The sequence below is a fragment of the Gracilimonas sp. B-17 genome (assembly GCF_056857935.1).
Genome location: NZ_JBSXOA010000007.1, coordinates 1 through 14,409 on the forward strand (window position 1 = coordinate 1; position 14,409 = coordinate 14,409).

Below are 14,409 nucleotides of genomic sequence, written 5' to 3' on the forward strand. Positions count from 1 at the left end.
GGTTTCGGATTGTTTGATAGCAAAGACCACTTGGGCTTCGGTAAATTTTGTGTTTTTCATGGCAATTATGGTTTGATGTAAATTAGTATAATTGCCCGAAATCTCTACTTTAGATTGGTACAGTTTTTAGGGAGGAGGTCACCCATAACCTTAGAAAAATTAATTATATCAATTTCTGACAGATCTTGATTATGTAAATCACCTTTTGTGCTTTCAAGATATCTAAAATGGAATGAATCAGGATCAATTGATTTTAACTGCTCAATAGTGTTCTCAACTGCTATTAAGTCATCTTTGGGACCATCTGGCCAAACTTCTTTAATAACTTTTTTTGCATGCCCCCAAAGATTATCAACCCAATGGTTTTGAATGTTTGGTAACTCCCAATCTAAAAGCTTGCACCCATCTTTTATTACCTTTTTAAGCATTAGCTCGATGTGATGTCTGTAGTTATAAACAATTGGATAAACCAAAAATGATAACTTAACAGAATCCTTGACCGCCTCTTTAACTAAAGTATCCGCCGCTTGTTTATAACCCTCAACTAAAGCATAGGATGGATTCCAACCTTTATTAATTGATGCAACTGTACTCCAATTATCTCCAATTTCTAATAAGTCATCATCGAGACTAGGCCATGGGAAATCATCAGAATTTAAAAACGAGCTCATTGTACCTCCTCATTAACAAAAGTCTCCTCATAATCTTCGCGGCTTAATACGGTATCATAAAGCCCGACTTCTTCCCCTTCATGTTTATTGATACCCGTGTACTCCAGGCTGGCATCTTCGTAGCGTTTGAATTTGTACACGGCATCGTTCATTAATTTGCCATTGAATACCCCGAGGCTTACCAGCAATTCAAAATCTTTCACGGTAAGTCCGGTTACTTTCTTGAATAGGCCGGGTTCTAATTGTGTAATCACATCCTTCAGACTCCGCTCTCTGTAATCAGTCAAATACATGAATACAGGGATTCGAGTCGCAAACTTGATTAGTTTATCCTGTATTTCTTTTCGAAGACTTCGATACTCTTTTTCTTCTTTAGTAAGCTCTTTCTTTTCCTTCTTGGTCAGCTCTTCTTCGTTGGCTTTTTTCTTGGCCTTCTTTATCGATTCAGATTTATTGATAAGGGTTTCAATTTCCTGATTAAGAGACCGAAAGCCTTCAATACTCATCAGTGCATCCAGTGCCTTTTGGTTATCCATCAGGCGACGTAGTGTCGAATTATCTACGTTTACCAACAGTGCACTTTCCCATTTTCTGGCAAGGAGTGTAGACGTTGTCCCACTCATAGCTATATCAAGGACTCCCGCTGCATCAATCTGTTTCATGGCACTTCCATCGTAGGCAAGGATTGGGAGGAAGTTGATAAACTCCGCTACTTTCTTTTCCGGGTTGGATTCAGAAACATCAAGTTGACAGCTGTAAGAAGCGATCTGACTCAAAGCTCGATTTGGAGCAAAATCGAATACATAACATTCTTTTTTGATAATCTCTTCTTTGTTGGGTGATTTTCCATCGGAATTTCGAATAACCCATGGAGATTGAACTCGAAAAGCAGCTTGAAAATAGGTTTCCGGACTGGAAGAATTTCTTAGCATGAAAATTCCTGTCCATGGTTTTACCGTCACGCCGGTTGTTAGTTTACCACAGGATAGTGTAATGGTTTTTGATTCCAGCGGTTGTGGATCATCCATCGATTCTAACACCGGTGGTAAGGCGTCCAAACCAATTCCTGCTTTTGGACCAGCAGCTACATTAATATTGTAGTCATGGTAAAAAGTGTTTTGCCGCTCCTCTATGAGACTCTTCATAGCATAACATGAAGCTACACTGGGTAAAAACCAGAACGTATGGTTCAATACATTCAGTAATGGAGCATGAGAAAATGGAAGTGGTGGTTTTTTTGCACCCATTTTGAGATCATCCACGCTCGTTTCACTAAATGAGCCTCTAATAAGATCCAACCATTTTTGAACGTATTCTTTATGGACGAACTCAGCCTCTTCACCTTCTCCTTTAGCGGTGAAAAATGCGTTTAAATCAAACTCATCATATTCTCCACCTCGGGCGATTTCTCGTATGGAATCTGGCATTTGATAGGTCATCATCACCATTCGGGGCAGAGAGGCATACGGATTGTCATTCCCTGTCCATTCTTCTTTAGCTTTTTGCTCGTCTGAGTAGGTCCAGTTATAAATTTCTTCTTCAATAAATTCGCCGGAGTTAATGGCTCTGAATGGAGTTCCTGAAAGATACAGATAAGCATCTGTTGTGATGGGCATGATTTCTTCATCAAAATAGTCCATGCCTTCACCTACACCGAATTCCTGCTCTCTTTTATCCTCGGCCTCAAACAGTTCTTTTGCATTTTCTCGCCATGCACCAAAGTGATATTCATCAAATATGACGCCATCCCAGTGAGTGGCATGTACCCATTCATTTTTTGCTTTGATCCCACCGGCTGAATTCTTTCCTAAATAATCCTGAAAAGAACCAAAGCAAACAAAGGGTTTATCGGGATCAATATCTTCATAACTATTACCTGTGCGGGAAATAAACTGCCACCCTTCAAAATCTGTATGCGTCATCAAATCTTCTTCCCAGGCACTTTCTACGGCGGGTTTAAATGTGAGAACAAGTACTCTTTTCCAGCCCATTTTTTTAGCCAATTGATAGCTGGCAAAAGTCTTACCAAAACGCATTTTACAGTTCCAGAGAAAGTGGGGAATCTTGTCGGTTTTCTCCCTGGGATTGTTTTTAAAATAATGCATGGTTTTGTTAACGGCCTCTTCCTGCTCGGGCCGCATTGAAAAAGAATGAATGCGTTCTCTCTCAAATTCTTTATGTGTTCTCACAGCTTCTACAGCAATACGTACTTCTTCTACCGTGCATTTAAACCATTCTCCCTCCGGATTTTCAAATCCTTTTTTGCGAAGATAATTATGAACTTCATGATCGGTAAAGGTACTTCCATCTTTCCGCATAGCCGTCTCTTCCAATACAATCTTGTATGGATCTTCACCCGGACGTTTGGTTGGATACTGCTGGGCTACACGAGTCCTTGCATCTATGTTGGTAAACCCAACTTTTAGTAACCCTTTGTATTGAGGGTTGCTATCCGTGTAAGCATAAATCGTAGGATTGGAATCGGGTCGATCTGGAAAGAAGTCTTTACTCATCACTTATCTCCATTGGTCGAATTTTAGAATTAATGAACTCAACTTCTTCAGGAGATAAGTCAAACTTCTTAAATAGCTTTTCATCATTCCACTCTTCTGAAACATCAACTATTGGTACAAATCTATATCTACTTCTGGTTATGTGCTGTGTATATGAAGCTTGAGCAATTAAAAACCTTGCAAATTTAGTACTTAGAAAATGACGTAGATTGAGGGCTTTACTTTTCGAATCATAAGCACCTAAAACAAGATAAGTTTCTGTACAAATTGTTCCGGGCTCTAATATTTCAAGCTTAGAAAAAACTTTACGTTTGCCATCTTTATCAGGCTGTCCGCCATGGTCATATGAAACGTATGAAGAGATTACCTTCCACTTGTCTATTAATTCTTCACCCTTTTCAATTTTATCGCTCGGGAATGGCCCTCTACCTTTACCATGTACTAAAGTTAAGTCCCCCTTCTTCTTTGGTCTAACCGTTGTTGATAATCCAAATGGCTTACGGCTAGTTACCTGCTGATCCATGGTTTTATCAGTGTCTTCTATTACTTTTCTAATAATTGGCACAGCAGCACTGTATCGTATAAATATTTCGAATTCATCTAATGGCCTTACAGTTTCTTGTATATCTCCTTTATAAATGTTTTTGACTTCACAATCTCCTGAATAATCTCTTTCCCAAAGGAAATAACAAACCCCGCCCGCGATATCGACTCCTGGGAACACCTCAGATGCATCGGGGAAGTCGACTAAGTTTTTCATTCGTTTATCATTCAACATTTCCTCTCTAAAACTTGACAACCCTTTTCCCCCCGCGAACCACCGAGATGGAATAATCATTGTCAAATATCGAGGATTTAGTTTCTTTGCCTGTTCAACAAATAAATCATAGATCGGCCCAGCACTTCGTCCATGTCCACCATCACCTAACTGATATGGTGGGTTTCCTACAATTACGTCAAATCTCATGTCAAATAATTCCTCAGGGTTTTCAGTATGAATAAATTGGTATGCGTGGGTTTCAAGACTCTCATCTCTGTCATACTCACTTTTGCTTGCACCACAATAGATACACTTTTCTTTTTTCCAGGTGTGCTCAATGCGGTCATATAATATATTTCCATCTTCCGTTTCAAATTCCGTGCAAACGGAGTATTTACCATTGGCGTATTTACTGCAATACACACTTCTTCGTGAAAGCAGGGAAGTCAGTTCTGTTATAGCTATTCCAAATAACTGATTTTGAAAAATATGATTAACTCTTTCCTGCCGGTCAGGAAACTCTTCTTTCAATCCTTCGGTCAACCGTTTGGCAATTTCACGCAAAAACACTCCACTTTTGCTTACCGGATCGAGAAATGTGACTGTCTTGTCCTGCCAAAGCTCTTCCGGCAGCAAATCCAGCATATCATTGACCAGCTTGGGTGGAGTAAAGACCTCATCGTTACTGAGATTAGCCAGACAGCTTAAAACGTCAGGATTATAATTTACTTTGAACATGTTCAGCTAAATTGTAGATGCTCTGCAATGGGTATTCAGCACAGGGAGTTGGGATAAAAGCTTCATCCCCTAAATCAGAGAATAAGTTTGGTTCATCCATTGGCTGATTGGCCAATAAATTGGTCATGGTAAAATCTCTGCGTTTTACTTTGTCCCGATAAACCAGACTCCATTCCGAAAAAATAATTGGTTCTTCTGTTAACCCTACCCGTTTTAAAGTCAGTGCATCTCCGTGAATAATATTTCTTTTTAAAATGAATTCGATACTGCTTAAATAATCAGTTCGAGTTTTGTCTTTAAATAACCCTCGATACTCTTCTTCAAAAATCCCGAAAAGCCGTTCTCTGCATTCTTCGGCATTATCCAATAAAATATCGATGCCATACAAACTGCCAATAGCTGAAACTCCGTAAGGTTCATATTCCGTCTGGCTGTTCTTGTACCTGGATCTCAGAACGCTCAATTTTCTGCGCAGCACTTCTACCAAAAAATTACCGGTACCACATGCAGGCTCTAAGAAGCGAGAGTCTATGCGCTCGGTTTCCTGCTTCACCAAATCAAGCATAGCATTTACTTCTCGTTCATTGGTAAAGACTTCCCCGTGATCGGAAACACGCTCTTTGGATTTTACTTGATTATTCTGTTCTGTTTCCGGCATTAATAATGATTTGTCATTAAAAAAGTTCTTGCTTTGATTATCGTAAAAATATCAATGACTTTCAGAAAGAGTTTGAAGGAGAACCACTGCCCCCTGCAATGTCAATGCAACGCTTTAATCAATCAGTAGCTTTAGATTTTTTGATTTTAAAATCCTTCAAGATATTCTTCATATACATCCTTATCCGGTCTAAAATACTCACAATCTGCAGCATAGTTTGATTTACACGATTCTTTTAAAAACTTACAGAATATGTTTTCACTTTCAGTTGAGTAAGGACTGCTATTCCGTGCATGATACCTACATAGAAAGCAGTTTTTAACTTTTACCCCATTTTCATGTGACCTAATAACATTTTGTACAAATGCGAATTCTCGAAAAGAGTAGTTCCCAAAGTCTTCAGCGAAACGAAAATCTGCAACATTACCTTTCTTAATCAATGCATTTAGTGACCTAAACATTTTGTCAGTAAGTATTGCTTTACCAGATTTATATACTATAAATACACTTCTAGATTCTTTACACTCTCCTTTACAGCGATCTATTTTAGTAATTTTCTCTTTAAAGTTGAATCTGTTTATCCTTTCATCGTGTAGTGAAATTCTTTTCTTTTCAATCAATTCTAGATCAGACTCATCGTTAATTAAGAATTCTATTATTTTCTTACCACTTGCCTGTTTTTCATCCTCAACTTCATGAGTTACAGCCATTTCAATATATAGTGACTTTTCTTTCTCAGTATTTATTAACCTGATATCAGGAATAAGGCTGCCATCTCTTTTTTCCATCTTTATATCATCATAATAGGAGACCAAATCAAATTCCTTTGTCTTTCTACCCAAGTTGCACTTAATCCCTAAACTATCTTCAAAATGGTTGCAATAATGTTGATCAGCATACTCAAGTATGAATTTTTCCTGATTCTCTAAACAATCCTTATACAAATCATAGAAAATATTTTTTGCCAGTCGATGTAAATAAGTTTCAGGAGAACAGTTTTGATCAACTTTATGAGCAAAGTGCTTCTGCCTTTTCTCCCCAAGACGGGGTATAAGTTCTGTTTCGCAACCAATACAATGATACTTTCCGAGATGCATATCCCTGTTAAGGGATTTCACATCAATGATTTCATCTTCTTCATTGTATGCGTGGGTGTACTTAATCATTTGAATCAGTTTGACTTTACGACTTATCAAAAAGTTCAGCTAATTCAATCCATTTCCTCTCATCCCAATAGCCATTTGCGGCACCGGAAGTTGAAGGTAAAACTATCACTTGTGCTCCCTTAATTTTTTTATCGGAAATTCCATATTCAACTTTTCCAGTCCTACCTTTTTTTCCTAAAGCCCAGGCTGCTGCTTTCTTTCCGTTAAATGCGACTATCTTAGGTCCATACCTATTTATTTTTTCTTTAAAGCTTTCTACATCAAAAGCTGAGTTGTTAAGTGAATCATCAGATCCTGACTCATTTTTAACTATATCAGTTAATCCTATACTAAATTTTAGCAATTTTGAAAATTCGTTAGGCTTCAACTGGTAGGGAGTCAACCCAACTTTGTGTAGAATGGGGTAAAATTTGTTTCCGGGCCCAGCATAATAAAATCCCCTTTTAGCCGATACAGATCCGGCTGCTGTTCCACAAAAAACTATCTTCAGATTAGGTTTTAGTAAGTCAGGTAACATTTCATTGTCTCCTCTTTATGATTTTCTTGAAATTATACAGGATTATAAGATTACTCGTGCCGGGATTCTAACTCATCATCAAATATAGTAATTACTACCCCTGACAAAATATGTCACCCCAATTCCAGAAAACTCAATCTATTATTTTAAATTTGGCTTAGTTGTATCAAAATCATTCCTGAATATTGCTATTTGCTATTTGCTATTTGCTATTTGCTATCAGGTTTACTTAAAATTTAAGCCTAACCAATTGATATTGGTTATTCTCATCTAGAATCATTTAATTCCCATAATCAAACCTTAATAAACAGAGATTATATGGGTGGCGGCGGCGGCGGTTCTTCTTACAATCCAATTGACAAACCTAAAACTAACTTAAGTAGTAACGATCCTGAGACAGGCAGCCCAGATTGTTCAGAAATTTCTTTCCAAACCAACTTAAGTTCACCAGACCCGGACGTTCTTGAAGAAGTATCAAATGGTGATATTCTTAGTGTAAGTCTATCATCTGAAAGTGGTCCATTAGTTGCTGTACACAAGAAGGGAACTGTTGGCTCAATTAGCCATTATCTCTTTAAGGATATAAAAGATTGTATTGAGGCAGGACATACATTTGAAGCTAAAGTATTAAGCATATCCTCCGGTAACTGTCAAATTTCAGTTTATTTTGTTAGCTAATGTTTTCGATAATTGGGGGTACCTATTATGAGAACTGTAAATTCCCAACTTGGGACGAACTATATGGTTCTGGGTTAAGAGCCTGTTTAGCTCTCGAAAGTTTTGATGTCGATTTACATTATTACACTTGTTTGACTGCAAGTGCCCGAGAACGTGTCAATTCATTATTGGAAAGTAAAAATATTGAGTTAACTGCTTTCACTTCAAACTCAACTGTAGAATTTTATTATTTGCATGGACTTTCAGCTCCTAGAATTATAAATAACACTAACACTCCTATCACAGAAAGGGTTGAGGTAGAAAATGCTCTTGTTTTCGGAATGTTGGATGCGAATATAATAGTAAATGGGAATAGAATAGTATATGACCCACAAGCACCACTTGAGCCCAAGCTCTTTTCTGAAAATGGTTCTAAATGCGAATCACTCGCTTTAGTACTGAATAGCTATGAAGCAAAATCTCTTACTAAAAAAAGCACCATTGATGAAGCTGGTAAGGCATTACTTGAAGAATCAGATGTTGTGATTATTAAGCAAGGTTCAAATGGAGCTTCTGTATATACAGATGGTGAAATTAGCAATGTACCTGCATATAAAACGGGTAATGTATTCAGCATCGGTTCTGGAGATGTATTCTCATCAATATTCTCTTATTTCTGGCTCGAAGAGGGTAAAACGGCCCATGAATCAGCTTCTTTAGCCTCAAAAGCGACAGCACTTTATTGTGACTCCAAAGCATTACCAATTGAAGCAAAAAAGCTTGAGAAGGTTGAAAAATTATATGACCCGTTAGTTAGAGCAAAAGAAGCTTCAAAAAATCAATATGATGTTTATTTGGCTGGTCCATTTTTTACTGTAGCTGAATACTGGCTGGTAAATGACATTAGAACCTGTATGCAAAACATGGGGTTAAATGTATTTTCACCAATTCATGACGTCGGTACTGGTAGAGCAGATATCATTGCACAGAAAGATTTAGATGCATTGAATAAATCTAGCATTATATATGTAGTCGCCGATGGATCTGACATAGGAACATTTTTCGAAGTAGGATATGCACAGTCTAAAGACATTCCAGTAATAATTTTTTCAAGTTTAAATTTGAATCATAGTGAAACTATGCTCACTGGAACTGGCTGTGAAATATTCTATGATTTAACTACCTCTATTTACAAAACAGCATGGAAAGTATTTGAAGGGTAATAATAAACTTTTACTTCTTTCAGGTGGACTTGAATCCTTTGCTTTAGCATATATGATTAGGCCGCTAAATGCACTGACTATAGATTATGGACAACATAGTTCCATTGGAGAAATCAAAGCATCTAAGAAGATTTGTCAAATACTAGGAATCAGACATCATGTATTTAATTGCAATCTAAATGACCTGGGATTTGGTGAATTATTTGGAAATAACACTTCAAAATTATCTGATATAAAAGATTGGACTCCATTTAGAAATCAATTTTTAATTACCATCGGATGCATCTATGCAACAAAATTAAACCTAAATAAGGTAATTATTGGAAGTGTCATCGATGATGATAAATATAAAGACGGTTCAAAAGAATTCATCAGTCTTATAAAAAAAGTAGTTGGATTTCAGGAAGGAAATATAGAGGTTTGCGCCCCTGCAATTTCAGAGCATTCTGTTGATTTGATTAAAAAATCAAAAATCCCCTTTGATACTTTATTGTGGAGTTTCTCTTGCAATAGAAGTAGGTATGCTTGCGGTACATGTAGAAGTTGCTTAAAGCGGAGCACTATAATTGAACAACTAAGAAATGAAAATTATGATGGAAGTTGATAAGTATTTCGAATTAAAAGAGATTATCAAAAATATCGGCTTCGATAAAGAGTTAGAATTTATAGAAAATTGCCTTGCACATCCTTGTAACGATCATAATCAATTTGCAACTGAATATATTTGGGTAGTACTGAATGCCGGGATGAAGTATCAAGTTGCAGTCAGGATCTTCTCAAAAATAATTGAAGGATTACATCATAACATCCCTGTTGAATATATTTTTAACCATAAAAGTAAGGTGAGTGGTATAAATCATGTTTATGAGCGTAGGGAAAGTATTTTTGCTCAGTATGAATCTTCAGATGATAAAATAACTTACTTAGAAAGCCTGCCTTGGATCGGTTCAATTACTAAATATCATCTAGCAAGGAACCTCGGCCTAAATGTTTGTAAACCTGATAGACATCTTGTTCGAATTGCTAATAAATATAAAACTGAGCCTCATATACTTTGTGATGAACTATCTTCTTCAAGTGGCGATTTAGTTGGTGTCGTGGATTTTGTATTGTGGAGTTGTGGAAATCAACGCCTTTTATAAAAGTACTTTCAAACAAGTTTTAAATCTCATTTAACCACCGCCAATGCTGATGAATCATCACCATGGCCAGCGTATCCAGCTCGCAATACTCGTAGAGCGATTGCAGAATGGCTTGTCGAGCGGTTTCTTCTAAATCGTTAAATTGTAGACGACTCCAAGCCATCATCGCTGAGCCCCCTTCCGATATAGATTCCTGCTCTATGACTTTATCCCCTTCCTCATAATCTGGAATTCCATAACCTACCGGATTGAGTAGCTTATAAGGACTAATAGCCAACCCAGTCTCAGGATCTTCCTTATAAAACACTTTGTCTTTCAGATATAATCCACTGTATGGTTGGCTGTAGATTTCCTGTAACTTTGGGCTTTCAGTAAGCACTGCAGGCAACACTTTCTTGATGCTGTTGGAGCCTTCCATAATGGGTGAGTAATAATACTTTTTGATCATTTCATACTGATCGACCATTTCCCGTTCTCCGCCTTTCACCAACGTATCAATGAAATCAATCAATTCCTTTTCATCCTCGGGCTCCCGGACTTGAATCAACTCCTTCATCTTATTTAGCACTGTATTCTCAAAATTGTGATACCGAAATACAGTGCCCTCATCTCCTTCAAGACATTCTTTCAGTTTTCGAATAAAAGGAATAGATGGCAATTTTCCCGGATTTTCCTCAATCCAATCGGTCCGGTGAACTACAGAACCATCTTCATACATCGTGTGACAGGAAAATTGAAACGGGATAAAGTCGTATGGTTTAAGTCCTTTGTGAAAAGGAATTGCCGCCAGCACGGCTTCAAAATCAATAAAATGCAGCGGGTATTTCCACTGGTCCATTTCGTGAAAAAGTCCGGCTAACACCCCTTCTTCTTGTCCGTGATGTCCCGTTTGTTTCATGATCTGCACAGTCTTGCGTTGATCGTTATCCCATTCGGTCTGCGTGTACAGATGATTGGGATCTGCAGGCAGCATTCCGGGAATTAACTCCTCCATATGGTAAACTTCTTTATCCAGGAATTTCTTTTGCATGCTTCGTTCGTTCCAGATGTCAAACACATGAGGCTTCTCAAAATCCTTCTCTTTCCACTGCTTCGCTTCACTCCAACATTCCTGAAAACCACTTTTCTCATCTTGACCTAATGATTTAGGATCAACCCTGTATTCACAATTCTTGCACTTCTCCCCGACTCTTACCCGATACTTCTTATTGTCCTGAAGATGATTAGCAAAACCATTCACCCATTGATCAAATCCTTTTCCCTCCAACTCACTTTGAGGATCGCGGCCTTTTCCATCTAATATCAACAGCACTTCCTCGGCCACGTGTACCGGTTTAAGAATTTGCTCTCCCAAATCACCGGCTGCGGTTCCCTGCTTTAATTTTACTTTGAACCGCCCGTGATCATTCACCACTTTAACATGCTGATGAAGTCCATCAATGGTAGCCTCCTGAGATTTATCTATAAGCATTAGATAAGGCTCAATTCGATATTCGGGAAATGCCTTTTTCATCACCCAGTACTGAAATGCCACATCGTACAGATACTTTTGCCATTTGCTCAGAATAGTGGGATTTCGTTTGGTAAAAAATTCAGTATCCGGCGACCAAGACTTTGATTTCACCTCGATCAAGTTCAGACGATTACCCACTTTTTCCAGTACATCAACTCGTATAAAACAGTTCTGATATCGAATAGCTGCTTCGTAGATGACCGTGTTCTCTTTAGCCAGCTCTTCATTGGTCTGTTCAATAGACAAATCATAATCCAGCGTCTCAATATCACGTCCACCGGGATAATAGAGCTTGGCAAGTTCCCCCACCTGAATTCCACCTTTGGCCAAAGACTGAAGAAAATCGTTGTCATCCATTGTGCTCGGATAACCATCATTGGTAGCATAATACAATTTTGTAGGGCAATCGAGGCAGTGAGTGAATTTAGACTTAGTAAGAAAAACCGACATGATACCCCGCATTTATTAACTTTAAACTCAGTCCTTATAACTAGCTATCCATTGGATAAATAGCAACTAGTAGAGCTTCTACAAGAATAATGATTAGATCATTTTAGACCCCACTATCTACAAACCTTTTTAAGATGTTGCCAAAATGAAATAATCAATCCAGGATTGATTTCTTTGCCTTTAATATTTTCAAATTCATCAATTAGTTGCAGCTCTCTTTTATTGGGGCTTCTTCCACCACCGTTACCTTGTGGACATTGTCCCAGTGGTAGTCTGATGTCTATTCCTGAGCATTTAACTTCGAAAATGACACAAATTGAAGCCCCGTCTTTTCTTCTATTTTGTATCTGTTCTGATATCCACTGAGGCTTAATTCCCAAATTACTCTCACTTGCCTGGTTTATTCTTATGGTAATCATATCTCTGACTTTTGTTAAAAGTTACCATAACGTAATGGTTTGTAGTGTCAGATCATGTCACCCTTTTTTTCAAAGATTTTCAGGAAACTCAATTTGTTCCTGTAAATTCCAAGTAATTCAGCTTTACTGGTATAATGTGATAAGCCGGTAAATTTATACCCGATCAGGTATAAAAACATGTATTTCGTGCGATTTATACCAGTACGGGTATAAATAACGATGAAAAACTACTATCAAAACTCAATGTTTCTAAAATGCCTTTGTACTTCTCTCTCAACTTGTTGGAACTCAGGTAACTCCTGTATTTGGTCACTTATAGAACCGGCCCAACGAGCTTGGTACTGAGGGAGCCTTCGCTGTAAGGCATCTTCAAAATCCGATGATAGAAGCTCTTTATGTTCACATTTTGTAGAGAATTCGGGAAGCAAGAATTCTAGATCAATCTGCTCAATCTCTAATAAATACCAGATATCATAGAAATCTCGGGGCTGCATTCGTTGCATCACCGATCTCATTTTTTCGACCAAGACTTCATCCAGTGAATAACACTGAAGTTCAAAATCATCCTGATCACTGTATAGTCCAATTGCTGGACGTGTTTCGGAATCAAAACATAGGAGCTCACTTCTCGAAATATCGACTTTAACACTTTTTTGATTACCTCTTCCCCCCAACGGACCAATGTAGCTTATATAAAAATTGATTCCACCATCTTCATGTTCATTATCGTCGATTAGCTCTAATGGAATGTTAGCCTCTTCCTGCACATACTCAAATACTTCCTGAAACCATTCAAATATTTGTTCATTGGTGAGCTCTGAGTCATTCAATGTAAAATCCAGATCTTCAGAAAAGCGATAATCTTCAAAGTAAACCTTTTTCAAAACCGTACCGCCTTTAAATACCAAAGCTTCACTTAAGTGGTCATGGTTTGAAACTCCCTGAAGAATCCATGAAAGAATGTAATCCTTCTCCATTTGAGTGTCGCGAACTCCGGCATCTCTGGCTTTTTGTTGAATCTCTGCCGGTAAAATCATGTATATATAGCGGATTTAATTGTTTTCGTATCCAAATTTTGACGAATGCTCCAGCGACTATGCATTTTTCCTTTTTTGGGAAGTTCAGTATCTAAAACTGTATAGGAGGATGTTTTAAGCGACTGCAATTTCGGAATAATGTCTGTCTCAATTTCAAGCATTTCCAGTATAAAGCCCAAGCGTTTAATCACAACCTGAGTATCAAATTTAGTAACATACTCTAATAGCTTATCATAAGATATATCGTCTTTTGCCTTATAAAGCCCACGAGCTACTTCAACTATTCCCCCGGCATAATCCGGTTTATACAGACAATCGACCAACGTCTTTTCCAGATCAGAGCACCAAACTTTATCGTATGAGTTTATCCATTTCTTTTTGTATCCAAAGAAATGCTTTTCATTATGATAGATGAATTGAAACGTCACATCTTTGATCTTTTGGATGCTTGGCTTCACCTGCTTTGATACCACTACCTGTTCTTTTAGAGAAGGCTGTGTGATCAGATTATGAATTTCCATAGCTGAATAATATCCGATATAGTATTCTCCATCAGATATTAAATGTTCCGGGAGCATGTGCCATTCGGGCATGTAATTACCTGGGTCTTCTTCATATGGTATTACACAATACACTCCGTGTTTTAACCTCATTAAGAGCCCCCTTGTTACCATATCAGAAAGCAACTTAAGCACCGTATTTTCTGAGGATTCCGGAAGTGCTTCTTTTGCATCAGCTACCTCAAAACAACGTTTCTTCTGCTTTGCCAGATATGTCAGCAGCACGCTAGATTCTGTTGATATGTTTTTATGTAGCATTTCCATAGGAAAGACAGTGAATTATGTTTTATATCCTAAAAATGAGTTTTAAGCTCATTATCAAGATACAAAACATAACAATCATCTTCTATAATTATGTTTCATATCCGGTTAATGAGTTCTGAGC

Annotated in this window: 14 protein-coding genes; 4 read left to right on the forward strand and 10 right to left on the reverse strand. The window is 37.7% G+C overall.

Annotated elements, in window-relative coordinates; genetic code table 11:
• Positions 1 to 104: 104 nt before the first annotated feature.
• The 6 genes from AC13FX_RS00340 to AC13FX_RS00365 all read right to left on the reverse strand — a co-directional run bounded on the left by AC13FX_RS00340 (position 105) and on the right by AC13FX_RS00365 (position 7,023).
• Complete coding sequence (locus AC13FX_RS00340) at positions 105 to 671, reverse strand: hypothetical protein (protein WP_482878418.1); 567 nt, start codon at positions 669 to 671, stop codon at positions 105 to 107.
• Positions 668 to 3,184 (reverse strand): GIY-YIG nuclease family protein, encoded by a 2,517-nt coding sequence (locus AC13FX_RS00345; protein WP_482878419.1) that lies wholly within the window; start codon positions 3,182 to 3,184, stop codon positions 668 to 670. Before AC13FX_RS00345 ends, AC13FX_RS00340 begins: the two co-directional genes overlap by 4 nt.
• Complete coding sequence (locus AC13FX_RS00350; protein WP_482878420.1) at positions 3,177 to 4,682, reverse strand: Eco57I restriction-modification methylase domain-containing protein; 1,506 nt, start codon at positions 4,680 to 4,682, stop codon at positions 3,177 to 3,179. Before AC13FX_RS00350 ends, AC13FX_RS00345 begins: the two co-directional genes overlap by 8 nt.
• Positions 4,663 to 5,340, reverse strand: a complete 678-nt coding sequence (locus AC13FX_RS00355) for an SAM-dependent DNA methyltransferase (RefSeq protein WP_482878421.1) — start codon at positions 5,338 to 5,340, stop codon at positions 4,663 to 4,665. The genes AC13FX_RS00350 and AC13FX_RS00355 overlap by 20 nt, the downstream gene beginning before the upstream one ends.
• Positions 5,341 to 5,486: 146 nt before the next feature.
• On the reverse strand, positions 5,487 to 6,506 hold the full coding sequence (locus tag AC13FX_RS00360) for a competence protein CoiA family protein (protein ID WP_482878422.1): 1,020 nt from the start codon (positions 6,504 to 6,506) through the stop codon (positions 5,487 to 5,489).
• Between the two features lie 16 nt (positions 6,507 to 6,522).
• Complete coding sequence (locus tag AC13FX_RS00365) at positions 6,523 to 7,023, reverse strand: mismatch-specific DNA-glycosylase (protein ID WP_482878423.1); 501 nt, start codon at positions 7,021 to 7,023, stop codon at positions 6,523 to 6,525.
• A gap of 318 nt (positions 7,024 to 7,341) precedes the next feature.
• Between AC13FX_RS00365 and AC13FX_RS00370 the strand changes: the two genes are divergently transcribed.
• Genes AC13FX_RS00370 through AC13FX_RS00385 form a run of 4 tightly spaced genes read left to right on the forward strand, consistent with a single transcriptional unit; the run spans position 7,342 to position 10,045 of the window.
• The gene (locus tag AC13FX_RS00370) at positions 7,342 to 7,701 is read left to right on the forward strand and encodes a hypothetical protein (protein WP_482878424.1); all 360 of its coding nucleotides are present in this window, start codon (positions 7,342 to 7,344) and stop codon (positions 7,699 to 7,701) included.
• The gene (locus AC13FX_RS00375) at positions 7,701 to 8,903 is read left to right on the forward strand and encodes a PfkB family carbohydrate kinase (protein WP_482878425.1); all 1,203 of its coding nucleotides are present in this window, start codon (positions 7,701 to 7,703) and stop codon (positions 8,901 to 8,903) included. Before AC13FX_RS00370 ends, AC13FX_RS00375 begins: the two co-directional genes overlap by 1 nt.
• The gene (locus tag AC13FX_RS00380; RefSeq protein WP_482878426.1) at positions 8,893 to 9,507 is read left to right on the forward strand and encodes a 7-cyano-7-deazaguanine synthase; all 615 of its coding nucleotides are present in this window, start codon (positions 8,893 to 8,895) and stop codon (positions 9,505 to 9,507) included. The genes AC13FX_RS00375 and AC13FX_RS00380 overlap by 11 nt, the downstream gene beginning before the upstream one ends.
• Positions 9,494 to 10,045, forward strand: a complete 552-nt coding sequence (locus tag AC13FX_RS00385; protein ID WP_482878427.1) for a hypothetical protein — start codon at positions 9,494 to 9,496, stop codon at positions 10,043 to 10,045. Before AC13FX_RS00380 ends, AC13FX_RS00385 begins: the two co-directional genes overlap by 14 nt.
• A 19-nt stretch (positions 10,046 to 10,064) precedes the next feature.
• Here the strand turns inward: AC13FX_RS00385 and AC13FX_RS00390 are convergent, their stop codons facing one another.
• The 4 genes from AC13FX_RS00390 to AC13FX_RS00405 form a co-directional block, all read right to left on the reverse strand.
• Entirely contained in the window at positions 10,065 to 11,915 is a 1,851-nt protein-coding gene (locus tag AC13FX_RS00390; protein WP_482878428.1) for a DUF2779 domain-containing protein, read from the reverse strand.
• 206 nt (positions 11,916 to 12,121) lie between these two features.
• On the reverse strand, positions 12,122 to 12,427 hold the full coding sequence (locus tag AC13FX_RS00395; RefSeq protein ID WP_482878429.1) for a hypothetical protein: 306 nt from the start codon (positions 12,425 to 12,427) through the stop codon (positions 12,122 to 12,124).
• A gap of 233 nt (positions 12,428 to 12,660) precedes the next feature.
• Positions 12,661 to 13,464, reverse strand: a complete 804-nt coding sequence (locus tag AC13FX_RS00400; RefSeq protein ID WP_482878430.1) for a nucleotidyl transferase AbiEii/AbiGii toxin family protein — start codon at positions 13,462 to 13,464, stop codon at positions 12,661 to 12,663.
• The gene (locus AC13FX_RS00405) at positions 13,461 to 14,282 is read right to left on the reverse strand and encodes a type IV toxin-antitoxin system AbiEi family antitoxin domain-containing protein (RefSeq protein WP_482878431.1); all 822 of its coding nucleotides are present in this window, start codon (positions 14,280 to 14,282) and stop codon (positions 13,461 to 13,463) included. Before AC13FX_RS00405 ends, AC13FX_RS00400 begins: the two co-directional genes overlap by 4 nt.
• Between the last annotated feature and the right edge of the window lie 127 nt (positions 14,283 to 14,409).